The sequence below is a fragment of the Streptomyces sp. NPDC013455 genome (assembly GCF_040632975.1).
GTDB lineage: Bacteria > Actinomycetota > Actinomycetes > Streptomycetales > Streptomycetaceae > Streptomyces.
On the sequence record NZ_JBEYCX010000001.1, the window covers coordinates 148822 to 168255 of the forward strand.

Genomic DNA, 19434 nt, shown 5'->3' on the forward strand with positions numbered 1-19434 from the left:
GCCAGGCCGTGCCGTGCGCCGCGTCACCGGACGGCGGCCCTGCGGTACGCCCAGGTCGCCACGGCCAGCGAGACGACTCCGACACCCGCGCACACCCCCAGGTCGGCGAGGACGACGGCCCAGTCGGGGTGGGCCCCGAAGGTCCGCGCGTAGGCCTCCACGCCGTACGTCGACGGCAGGAGATCACGGGCCAGCCGGACGACGCCCGGCATCCGGTCGGCCGGCAGCACGCCCAGCAGCAGCGCCGCCGACATGCCGAGCTGTCCGAGCAGCGTGGCCAGCTCGGGGCGGGGCGCGAGCAGCCCGCAGGCGGCTCCGAGCCCGGCCAGCGCGGCCCCGGCGAGCGGCACGACGGCCAGCAGGATCCACAGGTTGGCCAGCGGCAGCCCGAACAGCACGCAGCCGAAGACGGCGGTCACCAAGGTCCCCGGCACGGTGAAGGAGGCGTACGCCGCCGCCGCGCCCAGCACCACGGCCGCCGGCGGCACCGGCAGCGTGGCGTAGTGGTCGAGTCCGCCGCTGGCCCGCAGCTGCCCGAAGTACTGCGACAGCAGGTTCAGCGCGACGTACGCGACGACCAGCACGGACGACCCGGCCACCACGGACTGGGCCTCACCGCCGCTGTCGACGACACCGCGCATCATCACGGTGATGCCGACGGACTGGAAGGTCGCCACGAACAGCAGCGGGATCCGGGCCACCCGGGCCCGGGACAGCTGCGCCCGGTAGACGGCCGCCAGCGACGGCCACAGCCGCGCGGGCGGCCCGAGCTCGGCCGCGCGGGACGCCGGCTCCGGTACGGCCCGGGCACCGCCCGGCAGGACCTCGGCGGGTACGACACTCACGACGAGCTGCTCCTCTTCCGTACGGCTCTCGCGCACACCCATACGCACTCCGCGGCCCGCGCGCTCATGCCCGCACCAGCCCCTGCCGGGCCGCCCCGCCCAGCGCCAGGTAGACGTCCTCCAGGCTGGGCGTGGCGAGCGTGAAGTCGTCCAGGGCGGCGAACGCGGCCCCGCCGGTCACCGTGGCGACGACGGCGCGGGCCTCCTCGGGAGCGAGCCGGAGCGTCCAGCGCCGGCCGGACTCCACGGCCCGCTCGCTCAACACGGCGACCTCGGGCACCTCCAGCGGCGCCCGGTCCCGCCACACCAGCTCGACCCGCACCTCTCCGGCGACCCGCGCCTTGAGGCCGGCGGGGGTGTCACAGGCGATGACCCGGCCCTGGTCGAGCACGGCGACCCGGTCCAGCACCGTCTCGGCCTCGATGACGTTGTGGGTGACCAGCAGCACGGTCGTACCGTGCTCGGCCCGCCGCCGGTCCACGGCCGCCCAGACCGCGCGCCGGGCCACCGGGTCCATGCCGGTGGTCGGCTCGTCCAGTACGAGCAGCGGCCGCCGGCCGACGAGGGCGGCGGCGAAACAGGCGAGCCGCCGCTGCCCGCCGGACAGCTTCTTCAGCACCCGCCCGGCGATGGGAGTGAGCCCGAGCTCCTCCAGCACGGCGTCCCGCTCGGCCCGCGCCCGCCGGACCTCCAGGCCGCGCAGGCGGCCGGTGGTCTCGGCGGCGAGGGAGACGGTCAGCTCGTCCAGGGCGGTGGACTCCTGGCCGAGGTAGGCGAGGATCCGGGCGGCCCGCTCGGGGTGCCGCACGATGTCGTGGCCGAGTATCTCGACGCTGCCGGTGTCCGGCCGCAGCAGCCCGGTGAGCTGCCGTACGAGCGTGGACTTGCCGGCGCCGTTCGGCCCGAGCAGTCCGAAGACCTCCCCGCGCCGCACGTCCAGCTCCACCCCGTCGGTGGCCCGCACCTCGGGGGTGCCCGGAGTGCCCCGCCGGCCCTTCACGGCCGGATACGTCTTGCCGAGCCCGCGCACGCGTACGACCTCGTCGTACCGAAGTGCCTGTCCCGCGCGCGTACTCACAAGGGACGAGACTACGGGGTCCGCGGCGTTTGCTCGCCTTCGGGGGCGGTTACGGGGGTTCAGTCGGCCGCGGGCGCGTGCTGCTCGGCGGCGGCCGGCACGTCGAACTCCCGCCAGAAGCCCGCCCGGATGGCGTAACGGTCGTGCTCGTCGATCTGGTCGTCCTTGTGCGCGAGCAGTCCGAACCGCGCCGCGTATCTCAGCAGCTCCCCGTCGATCCGGTGCGGGATGCGCGGGTACATCTGCGACAGCCGCTGGAGGTGGCTCTGGTCGCCGAGCCGGGACATCCAGCGGCGGGCGAAGACCTGACCCACCTCGTAGGGGTCGCCGCCGACCGTGGTGATGTCCTCCTCCCGGTCGGCCCACCGCTGCTCGGCGGTGGTGAGCTGGGCCAGCGTCGGCATGGAGGCGGCCTCGGGCGGCTCGGCGACGACGCCGGGCCGGTCGACCCAGCCCTTGTCGGAGGACCAGCGCAGGGTCGCGGTCGCCGGGTGCTGCGCGGGCTGGCTGCCGGGTGCGCGCAGTGCGGCCAGGTCCTTCGGGGTCGGCACGCCCTTGGCGGCGGGGGCCCGCTCCGGGGTGCCGTTCTCCGCCGCCGCGGCGGCGGGCCGGTGCGCGGGCTGCTCGGCGGTCCGCTCGGCCGCCGCGGCGAGCGCGGACTCGGGCAGCGGCGCGGAGAGGATCGCGGCGATCTCCGGGCGGGGCGCGGGCGGCGGGGCGCAGACGCCGGTCAGCTCCTTGGCGCGGACGGCCTGGGTGATCCAGGCCCGGTCCAGCACGCGCCGCTCGTCGGCCTCGGCGACCAGGTCCTCGGACTGGTTGTAGTCGCCGTCCGCGGCCTGGACGGCCCACAGGTGGACGGCGACGCCGTGCTCCTTGGCGGCCATCATGCCGGGCAGCAGATCGCCGTCGCCGGTGACGAGGACGACGTCGGAGCAGGCACGGTTGCGGGCCAGCTCGGTCAGCTCGGCGTGCATGGCGGCGTCGACGCCCTTCTGGGCCCAGCGTCCGTCACTGCGGGTGAGGGCGCCGAGGCGGACCGTGACCCGGGGCATGACGCGCAACCGGCGGTGTTCCGGCTGGGGGACCCGGTCGGGGGCGCCGTCGAACCAGTAGATGCGCAGCAGAGGGCGCTCCGTGTCGGATTCCGCGCGTTCCCGCAGGGCCTGGATCAGTGCGGTGTGATCGACGGTGATCCGGGACCGCGAGGGCTCGCCGGCGAGGAGGCTGGCGGCGGCTCCCAGCAGATACCCGGCGTCCACCAGGACGATGCAGCGGTCCACGCGACTCACCCTCTTCCCGGAAGGTTTTGCTTCGGACTTCCTTCGAGTCTGCCCGACTGCGCGGGGGTTAACGGCCCGAACTCGATCTTCGGCGTGGCGTTTGCGGGTGCGGCGCGCCCACCAACCCTGTCACACACGGTAATTATCCGACATGCGCCTGATGTCAGCCTATGTGAATCTGGTCCCGGCCCTGGCCCCTAGATCCCCCACAGGAGGCAGATCACCATGGCCAAGAACAAGAACCGCAAGCAGGCCGGCCCGCAGAACCGCGCGCAGCAGAACGAGCACGCGCAGCGTCCTCCGGCGGAAGAGCACGAGTCGCCGGTGTCGCACATCCAGGGCGGCCCCGCGGATGCCGCTCGCAAGAAGCAGAAGAGCTTCGGCCACAACTAAAGGGCAGTTGAAGCCCGGGCACATGGAAGGGGCGCACCCGTCACGGGTGCGCCCCTTCGCGCGGGCGTCATGGGTGCGCCCTTCGCGCGGGCGCGGGCGGCGGGGCTCAGCCGGCCAGGCAGGAGGGGCCGAGGAGCACCTTCAGGTCGCCGAAGAGCGCGGGGTCGGGCTTGACCCGGTGCCGGTCCAGGCGCAGGACGGTGGTCTTGCGCGGGCCCTGGAGCCTGATCCGCACCTCGCTGTCGCCCTTGTGGTGGCTGAGGATCTCGCCGAGACGGCTGACCATCGGCGGGGTGACCTTCACGGCCGGGATGGTGAGCACCACGGGCGCGTTGGTGCCCGCGTTGGACAGGTCCGGGACCATCAGTTCCATGGCGACCAGCCGGGGCACGTCCTCCCGCTTGTCGAGCCGGCCCTTGACGAACACCACGGCGTCCTCGACCAGTTGGGTCGACACCAGCTGGTAGGTGGCCGGGAAGAACATGCACTCGATGGAGCCCGCCAGGTCCTCCACGGTGGCGATCGCCCAGGCGTTGCCCTGCTTGGTCATCTTGCGCTGCAGGCCGGAGATGATGCCGCCGATCGTGACGACCGCGCCGTCGGCGTGCTCACCGCCGGTGAGCTGGGCGATGCCCGCGTCGGCCTTGTCGGACAGTACGTGCTCCAGGCCGAAGAGCGGGTGGTCGGAGACGTACAGACCGAGCATCTCCCGCTCCTGGGCGAGCAGGTAGGTCTTGTCCCACTCGTCGTCGGTGAACTGCACGTCGAGTCCGAAGCCGGGCTCGCTGCTGGTCTCCTCGCCCATGCCGCCGAAGAGGTCGAACTGTCCCTCGGCCTCCTTGCGCTTGACCGCGACCACGTTGTCGATCATCGGCTCGTACTGCGCCATGAGGCCCTTGCGGGTGTGGCCCATCGAGTCGAAGGCGCCGGCCTTGATCAGCGATTCCGTGGTGCGCTTGTTGCAGACCACCGCCTCGACCTTGTCGAGGTAGTCGGGGAAGGAGGTGTACTTCCCCTTGGCCTTGCGGCACTTGATGATCGACTCGACCACGTTGGTGCCGACGTTGCGGACGGCGGAGAGGCCGAAGAGGATCACGTCGTCGCCCTGGGCGGCGAAGTTCGACTCCGACTCGTTCACGTTCGGCGGGAGCACCCGGATGCCCATGCGGCGGCACTCGTTGAGGTAGACCGCCGACTTGTCCTTGTCGTCCTTGACGGAGGTCAGCAGGGCGGCCATGTACTCGGCGGGGTGGTTCGCCTTCAGGTAGGCCGTCCAGTAGGACACCAGGCCGTACGCGGCCGAGTGCGCCTTGTTGAACGCGTAGCCGGCGAAGGGGACCAGCACGTCCCACAGCGCCTGGATCGCCTCGTCGCTGTAGCCGTTCTTGCGGGCGCCGGCCTGGAAGATGACGAAGTTCTTCTCCAGCTCCTCCGGCTTCTTCTTGCCCATCACGCGGCGGAGGATGTCGGCCTCGCCGAGCGAGTAGCCGGCGATGATCTGGGCGGCCTTCTGCACCTGCTCCTGGTAGACGATCAGGCCGTAGGTGACGTCCAGTACCTCCTTGAGCGGCGCCTCCAGCTCGGGGTGGATCGGCGTGATCTCCTGCTGCCCGTTCTTGCGCAGCGCGTAGTTCGTGTGGGAGTTCATGCCCATCGGGCCCGGGCGGTACAGGGCCGACACGGCGGAGATGTCTTCGAAGTTGTCCGGCTTCATCAGGCGCAGCAGCGAGCGCATGGGGCCGCCGTCGAACTGGAAGACGCCGAGGGTGTCGCCCCGCTGGAGCAGCTCGAAGGTCGTGGGGTCGTCGAGCGGCAGGCCCAGGAGATCGATGTCGATCCCCTTGTTGGCCTTCACCATCTTGACGGCGTCGTCCATGATCGTGAGGTTGCGCAGGCCCAGGAAGTCCATCTTCAGCAGGCCGAGCGACTCACAGCTCGGGTAGTCCCACTGGGTGATCGTCACGCCGTCGGTGTGCCTGACCCACACCGGGACGTGCTCGGTGATGGTCTCGCTGGACATGATCACGCCGGCCGCGTGCACACCCATCTGCCGGACCAGGCCCTCCACGCCGCGCGCGGTGTCGATGACCTTCTTCACGTCCGGTTCGTTCTCGTACATCCCGCGGACCTCGCCGGCCTCGCTGTAGCGCGGGTGGCTGGGGTCGGTGATGCCGGACAGCGGGATGCCCTTGCCGAGGACGTCGGCGGGCATGGCCTTGGTGATGCGGTCGCCCATCGCGTACGGGTAGCCCAGCACGCGCGCGGAGTCCTTGATCGCGTTCTTGGCCTTGATGGTGCCGTAGGTGCCGATCATGGCGACCTTGTCGGCGCCGTACTTCTCGGTGACGTACCGGATCACCTCCACGCGCCGGCGCTCGTCGAAGTCGATGTCGACATCGGGCATCGAGATGCGCTCGGGGTTGAGGAACCGCTCGAAGATCAGGCCGTGCGGGATGGGGTCGAGGTCGGTGATGCCCATGGCGTAGGCGACGATCGAGCCGGCCGCGGAGCCACGGCCGGGGCCGACCGCGATGCCCTGCTTCTTGGCCCACATGATGAAGTCGGCGACGACGAGGAAGTAGCCGGGGAAGCCCATCGAGATGATGGTGTCCATCTCGTAGTCGGCCTGCTTCTGGCGGTCCTCGGGGATGCCGTCCGGGTAGCGGCGCTCCATGCCGCGGCGGACCTCCTCCTTGAACCAGGTGACCTCGGTGTAGCCCTCGGGGATGTCGAACTTGGGCATGAGGTCGCGCTTCTCGAACATGCCCGTGGTGTCGACCATCTCGGCGACGAGCAGCGTGTTGGCGCAGCCCTCCTGCCAGGCGTCCGAGGAGTCGATGGCGTACATCTCGTCCGTGGACTTCAGGTAGTAGCCGGTGCCGTCGAACTTGAAGCGGTCCGGGTCGGAGAGGTTCTTGCCGGTCTGGATGCACAGCAGGGCGTCGTGGGCGCCCGCCTCGTGCGCGTACGTGTAGTGCGAGTCGTTGGTGACCAGCGGGGGGATGCCGAGCTTCCTGCCGATCTCCAGCAGGCCGTCACGGACCCGGCGCTCGATCTCGATGCCGTGGTCCATCAGCTCCAGGAAGTACCGGTCCTTGCCGAAGATGTCCTGGTAGTCGGCGGCGGCCTTGAGGGCCTCGTCGAAGTGGCCGAGGCGCAGCCGGGTCTGCACCTCGCCGGAGGGGCAGCCGGTGGAGGCGACGATGCCCTCGGACCACTGGGCGATGGTCTCCTTGTCCATCCGGGGCCACTTCTGCAGCCAGCCCTCGGCGTAGGCGTCGGAGGAGAGGCGGAAGAGGTTGTGCAGGCCGGTCCGGTTCACCGCCCACATCGTCTTGTGCGTATAACCGCCCGAACCGGAGATGTCGTCCCGCTTCTGGTGCGGCTGGCCCCAGAGGATCTTGCGCTTGTTGCGCCGGGACTCGGGGGCGACGTACGCCTCGATCCCGATGATCGGGGTGATTCCGGCTTTCTTCGCGGAATGGAAGAAATCGTAGGCCCCGTGCAGGTTGCCGTGGTCGGACATGGCGATGTGCGTCATGCCCATCTCGTTGCACGCGTTGAACATGTCCTTGAGCCGCGCGGCACCGTCCAGCAGCGAGTACTGGGTGTGGACGTGCAGGTGCGTGAAGGGCGGCTTCGACACGGTTTGGCCTCCAACGGAAACACTCGGCGACGGGTGGCGGACGGTTCTGGGGTCAGCGTCGAAGTCTATGCCTCACGACCGACACCCGAGGCGGACACCGCCTCGACGCGGGTGGTGGTCGGGTGACGGGTGGGCACTCCGGCGTACCTTCGTGCGTTGGAAACGGCAGAAACGCTGTCGTACAGGCAATGCACCAGGAGGCACCCCGCGATGTCGGTCCCCCAGCTCGACGAGGAGCAGCGCGGCGAGGAGATCCTCGCCGTCTTCGACACCGCCTTCGGCCGGCTCCTGGCCGCCGACCCGGCCGCGTTCCGGGTGAAATTCCGGAAGATGGCGGCCTCGGCGTTCGCGTTCTACCGGGGCACGGCGTGCCTCTTCTACCACGACCTCGACGCCGAGAAGCGCGGCGGGCCGTACCTGGACGAGCGCACCTCGCGCGTGTGGATCCACGGCGACCTGCACGCGGAGAACTTCGGCACGTACATGGACTCGAACGGCCGGCTGGTCTTCAACGTCAACGACTTCGACGAGGCCTACGTGGGCCCCTTCACCTGGGACCTGAAGCGCTTCTCCGCCTCCGTCGCGCTCATCGGGTACGCGAAGGCGCTCAGCGACGCGCAGATCACCGAGCTGGTGACGGTCTACGCCGCCGCCTACCGCGAGCGCATCCGGGCCCTGGCCACGGGCGCCAAGCGGGACGAGGTGCCGCCGTTCACGCTGGACAGCGCGCAGGGTCCGCTGCTGGACGCGCTGCGTGACGCCCGCTCGCTGACCCGTTTCGGGCTGCTGGAGTCGATGACCGAGATCCGCGACTTCGAGCGCCGCTTCGCCCCGGGCGGCGGCTCCATCGAGCTGGACGCGGCCACCCGGTACAAGGTCCTGGCGGCCTTCGACGGCTACCTGGAGACGCTGCCGGACTCCTCCCTGGCCCGCCCCGACTCCTACCGGGTGAAGGACGTCGTGGGCCGCCGGGGCATCGGCATCGGCTCGGCGGGCCTGCCGTCGTACAACATCCTCCTGGAGGGCCACAGCGACGCCCTGGAGAACGATGTCGTGATCTACATCAAGCAGGCCCAGACGCCGGCCGTCTCCCGGCACATCACGGATCCGGCCATCGCGGAGTACTTCCGGCACGAGGGCCACCGCACGGTGATCTCCCAGCGGGCCCTCCAGGCGCACGCCGACCCGTGGCTCGGCTGGACCGAGCTGGACGGCGCCGGCCAGCTGGTCGCCGAGGTCTCGCCGTACGCCGTGGACCTGGACTGGGAGGACATCGACGACCCGGAGGAGATCGCGGCCGTCGTCGCCGACCTCGGCCGGGCCACGGCCGCGATGCACGCGGCGGCGGACGACACCTCCGGCGAGTCCCTGGTGCCGTTCTCCACCGAGCGGGCCATCGACGCGGCCCTCGCGGCCGACGAGGAGAACTTCGCGCCCCTGCTGGTGGACTTCGCGCACGCCTACGGCGCACGCGCGCGTGCCGACCACCAGATCTTCGTCGACCTGTTCCGCAACGGCCGGATTCCGGGGCTGTAGCCGCCGCGGATTCACAGGCACTCTTTAGGGGTCTCTTACCCGCGGACGTGACACACTCTTCTCTCGCCATGGACATATCCGGGACCCAGCTCAGAGCCGTGCGCGCGGCGCTGTTCACGGCCTTCGTCGTGACGCTCAGCACCGCGTCGCACGTGCTGCTGTCCCGTGCTCCGCTGCCGCTGGCGACCGTGGGCGCGGTCGCCGCCGGGGTGTTCGTCACCGCGTACGCGCTGGCGGGCCGCGAGCGTGGCCTCGGCCGGATCGCGGCCCTGCTGATCCCGCTGGAGCTGGCCGCCGACACGGTGTTCACCACCGGCCAGCACGCCTGTTACGGCCGGGCGGGCGGCCCGGTCGCCGGTCCGCTGCGCGCGGTGGGCCTGGACGTGCTGTGCGAGGGCCGGGTGGGCACGCCGCTGACCCGGGTCACCGGTGGCACCGGCCACGCCGGGGCGCTGTTCTCCGACGCCGGCCCGGCCGCCGCCTGGCTGCTGCTCGCCGCGCACATCGGTGTGGGGCTGCTCGCCGCCGCCTGGCTGCGCCGGGGCGAGCGGGCGCTGGCCCAGCTGCTGCGCGCGGTCGCCGCGGCCACCTTCCGGCCGCTGCTGCTGGCGGTGGCCGCGGTCACCGCGGGCCCGGCCCGGGTCCGCCGGCTGCCCCGCCCGGTGCCGCGCCGCGCCGCCGCCCGCGACCGGCTCCTCGCGCACTCCCTGGGACGGCGTGGACCGCCGTGCTCCCCCGCCGCCGCCCTCGGCTGAGCGACGACCGCTCGTCCGCGGCGACGGCACCCGAGCACGATCAGTCCCCCACACGTATCCCGCGTACGACGTGTGCGCGTCCCACATGGAGATCACCAATATGAGCAAGCGGAACAGCCAGGCGGCGAAGACGGCGGCCCGGGAGCGGCTGCGCCAGGAGCGCGAGCGGCAGGCCAAGCGCGACAAGGCCAAGCGCCAGCTCATCGTGGCCGCCTCGGTGGTGGGCGTCCTGGCCGCGGCCGGCGGCATCGGCTACGCCGTCGTCCAGAACAACAAGCCCGCCTACTGGGAAGCCGCGAAGGACGACAAGCTCGTCAAGCCGGCCAACACCACGGGCAAGAACGGCACCACGATCGTCCTCGGCAAGAGCAGCGCCGAGAAGACCCTGGTCATGTACGAGGACCCGCGCTGCCCGGTCTGCGCGACGTTCGAGCAGGTGGTCGGCCCGACGGTGAAGAAGGACCTGGACGCCGGCAAGTTCAAGATGCAGTACGTCGGCGCCACCTTCCTCGACAGGAACCTGACCGGCGAGGGCTCCAAGAACGCCCTGAGCGCCCTGGGCGCCGCGCTCGACGTCAGCCCCGAGGCGTTCCTCGAGTACAAGGCCGCGATGTACACGAAGAAGTGGCACCCCGAGGAGACCACCGACAAGTTCAAGGACGACGCCTACCTGATCGAGATCGCCGACACGGTCCCGGCCCTGAAGGGCAACGCGGCCTTCCGGAAGGCCGTGAAGAACGGCACCTACGACCGGTGGGCGCTGGAGGAGTCCAAGGTCTTCGACAAGGACGGCATCGAGGGCACCCCGACCCTGAAGATGGGCGGCAAGACCCTGACGGGCTCCGACGGCAAGAACGCGCCGATGACGGTCGCCGAGTACAAGACCGCGCTGGAGGCGGCCCTGAAGGGCTGAGCCGGCCCGGCTGGGCCCGCACGGCTGAGTCCGCACGGCTGAGTCCGCACGGCTGGGCCCGCACGGCTGAGCAGGCCCTCGGAGGTCGGTCCGGCCCTCGGGGCCGGGCCGACTTACCAGGACCGACCTGCCCTTTCGGGGCTCAGCCGACTTTTCGCCGAACAGCGGGCGAACTTTTGCGAGTTCGCCCGCTTGGCGTGTACCGATCAGTAACCTGATCGTCCGTGACCAGTCGAAACAGATCGTCCGAGGCCGTCCGCGGCCTCGACTCGCTTTCGCCCCGCCGCCGTACGGTCGTCAAGGCCGCTGCGGCGACCGCTGTCCTGGCCGGCCCGCTGGCCGCCGCCCTGCCGGCCCGCGCCGCCACGGACGCCCCCGCCTTCCTGCACGGGGTCGCCTCCGGTGACCCGCTGCCCGACGGCGTGCTGCTGTGGACCCGGGTGACCCCCGTCCCGGAGGCGATACCCGGCTCCGGGGCCGGCCCGGACACCGAGGTCAGCTGGGTCGTCGCCCGCGACAAGGCGCTGACGGACATCGTCGCCAGGGGCTCCACCACCGCGACGGCCGCCTCCGACCACACCGTGAAGGCCGACGTCCGCGGCCTCCGGCCGGCCACCGACTACTGGTTCCGCTTCTCCGCCGGCGGCACCGACTCCCCGGTGGCGCGCACCCGCACCGCGCCGGCGGCGGACGCGGAGGTGTCCTCACTGCGCTTCGGCGTGGTGTCCTGCGCCAACTGGGAGGCCGGCTACTTCTCGGCCTACCGCCACCTCGCGGCGCGCAACGACCTGGACGCCTGGCTGCATCTCGGCGACTACATCTACGAGTACGCGTCCGGCGAGTACGGCACCCGGGGCAAGGCCGTCCGCCCGCACGCGCCGGCCAACGAGATCCTCACCCTCGCCGACTACCGGATCCGGCACGCGAAGTACAAGACCGACCCCGACCTCCAGGCCCTGCACCTGAAGGCGCCCGTCGTCGCCATCTGGGACGACCACGAGTTCGCCGACAACGCCTGGTCGGGCGGCGCGGTCAACCACACCGAGGGTGCCGAGGGCGCCTGGGCGACCCGTCAGGCCGCCGCCAAGCAGGCCTACTTCGAGTGGATGCCGGTCCGCCCGGCCGTCGCCGGCACCACCTACCGGCGCCTGCGCTTCGGCAAGCTCGCCGACCTGTCCCTGCTGGACCTGCGCTCCTTCCGCTCCCAGCAGGCGGCCACGGCGAGCGGCTCGGTGGACGACCCGGACCGCACCCTCACCGGCCGCGTCCAGCTCGACTGGCTGAAGGCCGGCCTGAAGGCGTCCGACACCAGGTGGCGGCTGGTCGGCAACTCGGTGATGATCTCGCCGTTCTCCTTCGGCTCGCTCTCCGCCGACCTGTTCAAGCCGCTCGCCAAGCTGCTCGGCCTGCCGCAGGAGGGCATCGCCGCCAACACCGACCAGTGGGACGGTTACACCGACGACCGCCGCGAGCTCCTGGCCCACCTGCGCTCCAACGGCATCGGCAACACCGTCTTCCTGACCGGTGACATCCACATGGCGTGGGCCAACGACGTGCCGGTGGACGCGGGCACCTACCCGCTGTCGGCGTCGGCGGCCACCGAGTTCGTGGTGACCTCGGTGACCTCCGACAACCTGGACGACATCGTGAAGGTGCCCGAGGGCACGGTCTCCGCGGTCGCCTCGCCGGTCATCAAGGCCGCCAACCGGCACGTCCACTGGGTGGACACCGACCGGCACGGCTACGGCGTGCTGGACATCACCGCCGACCGCGCGCAGATGGACTACTACGTCCTGTCCGACCGCACCGACGCGAACGCCACCTCCACGTGGGCCCGTTCCTACCGCACCCGCAGCGGCACGCAGAAGGTCGAGCGGACCTACGACCCGGTGTAGCCGTTCAGCGCAGGCCGTCGAGGAAGCCGAGCGCCACCCGCCAGGTGGCCTCGGCCGCCTCGGCGTCGTAGTCCGGCAGCCCGGGGTCGGTGTAGAGGTGACCCGCCCCGGCGTACCGGTAGACCTCCACGTCGGCGCCCACCCGGCCCATCCTCAGGTACCAGGCGCTCAGCCAGTCGTCCGTCTCGAACGGGTCCGGCTCGGCCACGTGCAGCTGCACCGGCAGCTCGTCCACCTGCGCCGTCGGCGCGATGTCCGACGTGCCGTGCAGGAGCAGCAGCCCGCGCGCCTTGTCGTCGCCGAGGGCCAGGGTCTGCGCGACGGAGGCGCCGAGGGAGAACCCGGCGTACACCAGCCCCCGGTCCGAGTACGGCGCCGCCGCCAGCACCGCGCGCTTCAGCAGCTCCTCCTTGCCGATCCGCTCCTTGAACTCCATGCCCTCCTCGACCGTGTCGAACGTGCGCCCGTCGAAGAGGTCCGGCGTCCACACCTCGTGGCCCGCCGCGCGCAGCCGGTCCGCGGCCTCGCGGACCGCGGGCCTGAGCCCGTAGGTCGAGTGGAAAAGCATGATGTTCATGAGGCCATGGTGCCAGCCGGGACCACCCGAGCCGCACCGCGCCCGTACCCACGGGCGTGCGGAAGTCACATGTTCATGGTCCGGCGAAGCCGGTTAGGTTCGGAGGCATGGAGACCGTACTCCGCCCCGTGACCGTCATCGGCGCCGCCGTGGTCCTGACCGTTCTCATCGGCTGGGCCACGGACGTGCTGCTGCGCAAGGCCGACCAGCGCCACAGCGAGACACCGCTGTGGGACCTGCTGCGCCGTGGCCGCGTCCCCTACCAGATGGTGCTGTGCGCGGCCCTGCTCAGAGGCTCCTACGACGAGGCCGAGCTGCTGGAGGAACACCGGACCGGCATCGGGCGGACGCTGACCCTGGTGCTGATCGGGGCGGCGGCCTGGCTGGTGATCCGGATCGCGGCCGCCGTGGTCGAGACGTCGTACAGCCGCTACGCGCGCGCCCACCACGACCCCGCCCGGGTCCGGCGGGTGCGCACCCAGGTGACGCTGATCATGCGGGTGGTGGCGGCGATCGTCGGGGTGGTGGCCGTGGCCGCCATGCTGCTGACCTTCCCGGCGATGCGCGCGGCCGGAGCCTCCCTGCTGGCCTCCGCCGGGGTCCTCGGCATCGTCGCCGGTGTCGCGGCCCAGTCCACTCTGTCGAACATGTTCGCCGGGCTGCAGATCGCCTTCGGGGACATGGTCCGGATCGGCGACACGGTGGTCGTGGACGGCGAGTGGGGCACCGTGGAGGAGATCACCCTGACCTTCCTGACGGTACGCACCTGGGACGAGCGCCGGATCACCATGCCGGTGTCGTACTTCACCTCCAAGCCCTTCGAGAACTGGTCCCGGGGCACCCCGCAGATGACCGGGATCGTCTACTGGCACCTCGATCACAGCGCGCCCGTCGAGGCGATGCGCGAGAAGCTGCGGGACATCCTGCGCGAGTGCCCGGCCTGGGACGGCCGCGCCTGCTCCCTGCAGGTGACGGACACCACGCCGAACACCATCCAGGTGCGCGCGCTGGTGACGGCGAAGGACGCCGACGACATCTGGACCGTGCGGGTCGCGGTCCGCGAGCAGATGATCGCCTGGCTCTGCGCGGAGCACCCCTCCGCGCTGCCCCGGGTGAACACCGCGGACGCGGTGCTCCCGCCGCACCACATCCCCTCCCAGGACGGCGCGGCCCTGCGCCGGGCCTACGAATTCCCGCGGGCCGGCCGCGGCTGACCGGACGGCCCGCCCACCACGGCCCGACCGCGCCCGGCGCGGTCGGGCCCGGCGCGGTGGGACTCGGCGCGGTGGGACTCGGCGCGGTGGGACTCGGCGTGGTGGGACTCGGCGTGGTGGGGGCGGCGCCGCAGCCCGGCGCGGCCCGTGACCGCCTCCCGGGCGCGCCGGGGCCGGCCGCTCACCGCAGGCTGCGCACGTCGAGGTGGCGCAGCACCCGGTCCACGATCTCCGGGTCCGCTCCGGGCTCGCTCCGCGCCGCCAGCACCTCGTGCCGGGCGGCGCTCAGCATCTCGTTCTGGATGCGCCGCACCCGCTTGAGCCGCTTGGCCCGCTGGTGCTGCGCCTCCCGCCGCTCGTCCTCCCCCATGTCCGGGCTGATCCGGATGCCGATGTCGAAGGCGCGCCGCAGCATCTGCTCCGACAGGTCCTCGGGCAGGTCCTCCACCTGCTCGATCTCCCGCAGCCTGCGCTTGGCCGCCTTCGCCGCCCGCACCGCCAGCTCCTTCTCGAACTCCTTCTCCCGCTCGGAGTCCGACCGCACGCCCAGCCGCCGCACCAGCCAGGGCAGCGTGAGCCCCTGCACCACCAGTGTGGCGATGATCACACCGAACGCGATGAAGATCATCTCGTCCCGGTCGGGGAACGCGGACCCGTCCTCCGTCCTGAGCGGCACGGCCAGCGCCAGCGCCACCGAGGCGACCCCGCGCATCCCGGACCACCACATCACGACGGTCTCCCGCCAGCTCACCGGGATGTCCTCGTCGTAGTCCCGGCCGGCGTGCAGCCGCTTGGTCAGCCAGGTCGCCGGCAGCAGCCACAGCAGCCGTACGACGACCACCACGCCCACCACGGCGGCGGCCCAGCCGAGCATCTCGCCCCAGCGGCCCTGGGCCGTGCGGATCGCGTTGTGCAGCTCCAGACCGATCAGCCCGAAGGCGACACCCGTGACGAGGGTGTCGATGATGTCCCAGAAGGTGTGCCCGGCCAGCCGGGTCATCACGTCGTCGGCGTCGGTGGCGTACTCGGCGAGGAAGAGGGCCGTGGTGAGCACGGCGAGCACCCCGGAGCCCTGCAGCTGCTCGGCGAGGACGTAGGAGGCGTACGGCACCAGCAGGGTCATGCCGATCTGCAGGGTCGGGTCGCCCAGCAGGTCCATCAGCCTGTTCGCGCCCCAGCCCAGCACCAGGCCCACGACCACCGCTACGACGGCGGACAGCACCAGGTCCACCCCGGCCCGCCAGGCCGAGAAGGTGCCGCTCACGGCGGCGCCGATCGCCACGTGGTACAGCACGATGGCCGTGACGTCGTTGAAGAGCCCCTCGCCCTCCAGTATCGACACCAGGCGGCGCGGCAGTCCGAGCCGGCCGGCGACGCTGGTCGCGGCGACCGGATCGGGCGGCGCGATCAGGGCGCCGAGCGCGATGGCGGCGGCGATCGGCAGCCCGGGCACGATCGCGTGGGCGACGAGCGCCACACAGACCGTCGTCACGAACACCAGGGCCACGGCCAGCAGGAAGATCGGGCGCACGTTGGCCGCGAACTGCCGCCAGGAGGTCCGGCGTACGGCGGCGTAGAGCAGCGGCGGCAGCAGCGCGGGCAGGATCAGATCCGGTGGGATGTCCACGTTCGGCACGAACTCGGCCACGGCCAGGGCCCCGCCGAACAGGGTCATGAGCACCGGTGCCGGCACCCCGAACCGGTCTCCCACCGGGACGCTCACCAAGGCCCCGAGCAGCAGGAGGAACAACAGAGCCAACTGATCCACGGACGGCACTCCGGGGCTCGACGATCACAGGGCAGGTCTCCAGCCTGCCACGACGCCCACGCTCCGGCCGTCCCGAGGTACCGCCGACCGCACCGGTCCGACAGCGAACCGCCGGCCGCGGGGCCTGCGGGACGGCCCCGGCACGACGTGGCCGGCCACCGGCACGCCGGTGCGGGGCCGGCGTGGACCCGTCGGCTACAGGGAGCGGCGCATCGCCCGGTGCGGTATGCCGGCGTCCGGGAACTCGGGGCCGTAGGCCGTGTAGCCGAGGCGCTCGTAGAAGCCCAGGGCGTGGGTCTGCGCGTGCAGGTCCACCGCCGACAGACCACGCGCCCGTGCCGCCTCCTCGATGGCGCGCACCAGGGCCGCGCCGACGCCGATTCCGCGTGCCTCACGGGTGACGGCGAGCCGGCCCAGCGAGCCCACCACCGGGTCCCCGCCGGTCTTGCCGGCCGCCGCCGCGCCGTGCAGCAGCCGTCCGGTGCCGAGCGGCACCCCGTCCTCGCGGACGGCGAGGACATGCACGGCCACGGCGTCGTAGGCGTCGTACTCGATGTCCTCGGCGACGCCCTGTTCACCCACGAAGACCTCCTTGCGGACCGCGAAGCACGCTTCGCGGTCGGCGGGGTCCTCGGCGACGCGGACGGTGTACGGCAGGCTCACGCGTACGTCTCCTCCCGGACCTGGTCGAGGGCCTGCTGGAGGTCCTCGGGGTAGTCGCTGGCGAACTCCACCCAGCCGCCGTCACCGGGGTGCTCGAAACCGAGGCGCACGGCGTGCAGCCACTGGCGGGTCAGGCGCAGCCGCTTGGCGAGGGTCGGGTCGGCGCCGTAGGTGAGGTCGCCGACGCACGGATGGCGGTGGGCGGCCATGTGGACGCGGATCTGGTGCGTACGGCCCGTCTCCAGCTTCACGTCCAGCAGGGAGGCGGCACGGAACGCCTCGATGAGGTCGTAGTGGGTCACGGACGGCTTGCCCTCGGCCGTGACCGCCCACTTGTAGTCGTGGTTCGGGTGGCGGCCGATCGGGGCGTCGATGGTGCCGCTGGTCGGGTCCGGGTGACCCTGGACCAGGGTGTGGTAGCGCTTGTCGACCGTGCGCTCCTTGAACTGGCGCTTGAGCGACGTGTACGCGTACTCGGACTTGGCGACCACCATCAGGCCGGAGGTGCCGACGTCCAGGCGGTGCACGATGCCCTGGCGCTCGGCGGCGCCGGAGGTGGAGATCCGGTACCCGGCGGCGGCGAGACCGCCGATGACGGTCGGGCCGGACCAGCCCGGCGACGGGTGCGCGGCCACGCCGACCGGCTTGACGATCACGACCACGTCGTCGTCGTCGTGCACGATCTCCATGCCCTCGACCGGCTCGGCGACCACCTGGACCGGCGCGGGCGCCTGCGGCATCTCGACCTCGAGCCAGGCGCCGCCGCGCACCCGCTCGGACTTGCCGACCACCGCGCCGTCGACCTGGACCTTGCCGGCCGCGGCCAGCTCCGCCGCCTTGGTGCGGGAGAAGCCGAACATGCGGGAGATGGCGGCGTCGACGCGCTCGCCCTCCAGGCCGTCGGGCACGGGCAGGGTACGGATCTCGGGAATCGTGCTCACCCGTCGAGTATGCCGGACGGGCCGGACGGCCCCGCACGGGCCTGTGGACGACTCCCACCGGGAGACGCCCCGCCTCAGTCCTTGTGGACGGTGCCGTCCGGGTCCAGGCCGCGGAAGGACAGCAGCACGATCAGGATGCCGCCGCACACGATCGCCGAGTCGGCGAGGTTGAAGACCGCGAAGCCCTTGGGCGCGATGAAGTCCACCACCTCGCCCTCGAAGACGCCCGGCGACCGGAAGATCCGGTCGGTGAGGTTGCCGAGCGCGCCGCCGAGCAGCAGGCCGAGCGCGACCGCCCACGGGAAGCTGTGGAGCTTGCGGGCCAGGCGGATGATGACCACGATCACGGCCGCGGCGATCAGCGTGAAGATGATCGTGAAGGCCGCGCCGAAGCCGAAGGCGGCGCCGGGGTTGCGGATGGCGTGCAGCTCCAGCAGGTCCCCGACGACCTGGATCGGCGCGTGGCCCTCCAGCCGGGAGACCACCAGCATCTTGCTGATCAGGTCGACGGCGTACGCGAACGCGGCCACCGCGAAGAGCACGGCGATCCGGCGCCCTCGGCCGGTCCGCCGCGGCGCCGGGGCCTGGCGCTCCCCCGCGTCGGCCGCCGCCGGCCGCTCGCCGCCGTCGTCCGGGGTGTCCGGCGTACCGATGATCCGCTCCGCCTCTGCCACGTGAGTCCCTCGATTTAGGTGCCTGACTGGGGACGAGACTACGGCACGCCCCGAGGCCCCCTCACGCTCAGGAGCGGCGTTCCTGCTTCTGCTTGCACTCCACGCACAGCGTGGCCCGCGGGAACGCCTGCATACGGGCCTTTCCGATGGGCTTGCCGCAGTTCTCGCACAGGCCGTAGGTGCCGGCGTCCAGCCGCTCCAGGGCGCGCTCGGTCTGGATCAGCATCTCGCGCGCGTTGGCGGCCAGCGCCAGTTCGTGCTCGCGCGTGATGTTCTTGGTGCCGGTGTCGGCCTGGTCGTCGCCGGCGCCGTCCCCGGAGTCGCGCATCAGGCCGACGAGGGACGCCTCGGACGAGCTGATCTCCTCCTGGAGCCGCTCCGTCTCGGACTGGAGCTCCGCACGGGCCTCGGCGACCTCCGCCGGGGTCCAGGGGTCCTCGCCGGGGCGCACCGCCAGCTCGCCGGGCTCCACCGCGGCGACCCGCGCCTTGGGAACGGCGGTCTGGGCCGCCGCGGCCGTGCCAGGAGTCTTCTTCGCAACCACCGTCGTGGCTCCCGTCTGCTTGGCGGCCCGCGCCGCGCCCGCTTTCTTGGCCGTACTCTTGTCGGCCGCCTCCCTCACCGCGGCCTTCCCGGCAGCGGCCTTCACGGTGGCGGTCTTCTCGCCGACGGCCTTCTCCTTCGCGGCCGTCTCCTTCGTGACCGTCTTCCCGGCAGCCGTCTCCTTCGCGACCGCCTTCCTGGCGGCCGTCTTCTCCGTGACCGCCGTCCGGGCAGCCGCCTTCTTCGTGACCGCCTTCTTCGCGGCGCTCTTTTTCGCGGCGCTCTTCTCAGCGACCGCCTTCTTCGCGGCGGTCTCCTTGGCCGCCCCCTTGACGGCCGTCTTCCCGGTCGCCGATGTCTTGACCGCCGTCCTGCCGGCGACCGGCTTCCCGACCGCCTGCTTGCCGTCGGCCGCCTTCCCTTCGGCCGCCTTCCCTTCGGCCGTGTTGTTCACAGCCGTCTTGCCGACGACCGTCTTTCCGGCGGCCGTCTTCCTGGCGGCCGTCTTGCCCGGGGCCGCCTTCTTGGCGGCAGGCCGCGCACCGGTCTTCCCGGTCGCCGGCTGCTGTACGGCGGTCTTCTTCGCCACCATGGCCGCGACCCCTTCACATATTGTGATCATGTTCGCGAATCGTGCTGGGACGATAAATCGACTTGAGTCCCGCGGCAACGGGGCGCACCGCCCGATTCGCCCGCCCGCACCCCCCGAG

The 19434-nt window shown here is 71.8% G+C and carries 16 protein-coding genes; 6 read left to right on the forward strand and 10 right to left on the reverse strand.

Annotated elements, in window-relative coordinates:
• Nucleotides 1-23: 23 nt before the first annotated feature.
• From ABZ576_RS00640 to ABZ576_RS00650, 3 genes are all read right to left on the reverse strand, one after another.
• Nucleotides 24-845, reverse strand: coding sequence for an ABC transporter permease (locus ABZ576_RS00640; protein ID WP_360735481.1), 822 nt, complete (start codon nt 843-845; stop codon nt 24-26).
• 64 nt (nt 846-909) lie between these two features.
• Nucleotides 910-1923, reverse strand: a complete 1014-nt coding sequence (locus ABZ576_RS00645) for an ABC transporter ATP-binding protein (RefSeq protein ID WP_360734065.1) — start codon at nt 1921-1923, stop codon at nt 910-912.
• Nucleotides 1924-1982: 59 nt separating this feature from the next.
• The gene (locus ABZ576_RS00650) at nt 1983-3206 is read right to left on the reverse strand and encodes an NYN domain-containing protein (protein WP_360734068.1); all 1224 of its coding nucleotides are present in this window, start codon (nt 3204-3206) and stop codon (nt 1983-1985) included.
• A 225-nt stretch (nt 3207-3431) separates the two neighbouring features.
• Between ABZ576_RS00650 and ABZ576_RS00655 the strand changes: the two genes are divergently transcribed.
• Nucleotides 3432-3599, forward strand: a complete 168-nt coding sequence (locus tag ABZ576_RS00655; RefSeq protein WP_360734071.1) for a hypothetical protein — start codon at nt 3432-3434, stop codon at nt 3597-3599.
• A gap of 106 nt (nt 3600-3705) precedes the next feature.
• On the opposite strand, the gene dnaE is transcribed toward ABZ576_RS00655, so the two are convergent.
• Nucleotides 3706-7245, reverse strand: a complete 3540-nt coding sequence (gene dnaE / locus ABZ576_RS00660; protein ID WP_360734074.1) for a DNA polymerase III subunit alpha — start codon at nt 7243-7245, stop codon at nt 3706-3708.
• A 210-nt stretch (nt 7246-7455) separates the two neighbouring features.
• On the opposite strand from dnaE, the gene ABZ576_RS00665 reads away from it, so the two are divergent.
• The 4 genes from ABZ576_RS00665 to ABZ576_RS00680 all read left to right on the forward strand — a co-directional run bounded on the left by ABZ576_RS00665 (nt 7456) and on the right by ABZ576_RS00680 (nt 12344).
• Entirely contained in the window at nt 7456-8781 is a 1326-nt protein-coding gene (locus tag ABZ576_RS00665; RefSeq protein ID WP_360734077.1) for a DUF2252 domain-containing protein, read from the forward strand.
• 68 nt (nt 8782-8849) lie between these two features.
• Nucleotides 8850-9536 (forward strand): hypothetical protein, encoded by a 687-nt coding sequence (locus tag ABZ576_RS00670; protein WP_360734080.1) that lies wholly within the window; start codon nt 8850-8852, stop codon nt 9534-9536.
• Between the two features lie 100 nt (nt 9537-9636).
• On the forward strand, nt 9637-10449 hold the full coding sequence (locus ABZ576_RS00675; RefSeq protein ID WP_360734083.1) for a thioredoxin domain-containing protein: 813 nt from the start codon (nt 9637-9639) through the stop codon (nt 10447-10449).
• A 224-nt stretch (nt 10450-10673) separates the two neighbouring features.
• A complete protein-coding gene (locus tag ABZ576_RS00680) occupies nt 10674-12344 on the forward strand; it encodes an alkaline phosphatase D family protein (RefSeq protein WP_360734086.1) in 1671 nt (556 codons plus the stop codon).
• 4 nt (nt 12345-12348) lie between these two features.
• On the opposite strand, the gene ABZ576_RS00685 is transcribed toward ABZ576_RS00680, so the two are convergent.
• A complete protein-coding gene (locus ABZ576_RS00685; protein WP_360734089.1) occupies nt 12349-12921 on the reverse strand; it encodes a dienelactone hydrolase family protein in 573 nt (190 codons plus the stop codon).
• A 107-nt stretch (nt 12922-13028) separates the two neighbouring features.
• On the opposite strand from ABZ576_RS00685, the gene ABZ576_RS00690 reads away from it, so the two are divergent.
• Entirely contained in the window at nt 13029-14135 is a 1107-nt protein-coding gene (locus tag ABZ576_RS00690) for a mechanosensitive ion channel domain-containing protein (protein WP_360734092.1), read from the forward strand.
• 181 nt (nt 14136-14316) lie between these two features.
• On the opposite strand, the gene ABZ576_RS00695 is transcribed toward ABZ576_RS00690, so the two are convergent.
• The 5 genes from ABZ576_RS00695 to ABZ576_RS00715 form a co-directional block, all read right to left on the reverse strand.
• Complete coding sequence (locus tag ABZ576_RS00695; protein ID WP_360734095.1) at nt 14317-15903, reverse strand: Na+/H+ antiporter; 1587 nt, start codon at nt 15901-15903, stop codon at nt 14317-14319.
• Nucleotides 15904-16098: 195 nt separating this feature from the next.
• Nucleotides 16099-16566, reverse strand: a complete 468-nt coding sequence (locus tag ABZ576_RS00700; protein WP_360734098.1) for a GNAT family N-acetyltransferase — start codon at nt 16564-16566, stop codon at nt 16099-16101.
• Nucleotides 16563-17507, reverse strand: a complete 945-nt coding sequence (locus tag ABZ576_RS00705; protein WP_360734102.1) for an RluA family pseudouridine synthase — start codon at nt 17505-17507, stop codon at nt 16563-16565. The genes ABZ576_RS00700 and ABZ576_RS00705 overlap by 4 nt, the downstream gene beginning before the upstream one ends.
• Nucleotides 17508-17581: 74 nt before the next feature.
• Nucleotides 17582-18181 (reverse strand): signal peptidase II, encoded by a 600-nt coding sequence (gene lspA / locus ABZ576_RS00710; protein ID WP_360734105.1) that lies wholly within the window; start codon nt 18179-18181, stop codon nt 17582-17584.
• Between the two features lie 67 nt (nt 18182-18248).
• A complete protein-coding gene (locus ABZ576_RS00715; RefSeq protein WP_360734108.1) occupies nt 18249-19346 on the reverse strand; it encodes a TraR/DksA family transcriptional regulator in 1098 nt (365 codons plus the stop codon).
• Nucleotides 19347-19434: the final 88 nt, after the last annotated feature.

Bases quoted from the DNA above. Each gene is read 5' to 3' on its own strand.
- ABZ576_RS00655 (WP_360734071.1), top strand. From the start codon at position 3,432: ATGGCCAAGAACAAGAACCGCAAGCAGGCCGGCCCGCAGAACCGCGCG.
- ABZ576_RS00665 (WP_360734077.1), top strand. From the start codon at position 7,456: ATGTCGGTCCCCCAGCTCGACGAGGAGCAGCGCGGCGAGGAGATCCTC.
- ABZ576_RS00670 (WP_360734080.1), top strand. From the start codon at position 8,850: ATGGACATATCCGGGACCCAGCTCAGAGCCGTGCGCGCGGCGCTGTTC.
- ABZ576_RS00675 (WP_360734083.1), top strand. From the start codon at position 9,637: ATGAGCAAGCGGAACAGCCAGGCGGCGAAGACGGCGGCCCGGGAGCGG.
- ABZ576_RS00685 (WP_360734089.1), bottom strand. From the start codon at position 12,921: ATGAACATCATGCTTTTCCACTCGACCTACGGGCTCAGGCCCGCGGTC.
- ABZ576_RS00690 (WP_360734092.1), top strand. From the start codon at position 13,029: ATGGAGACCGTACTCCGCCCCGTGACCGTCATCGGCGCCGCCGTGGTC.
- ABZ576_RS00715 (WP_360734108.1), bottom strand. From the start codon at position 19,346: ATGATCACAATATGTGAAGGGGTCGCGGCCATGGTGGCGAAGAAGACC.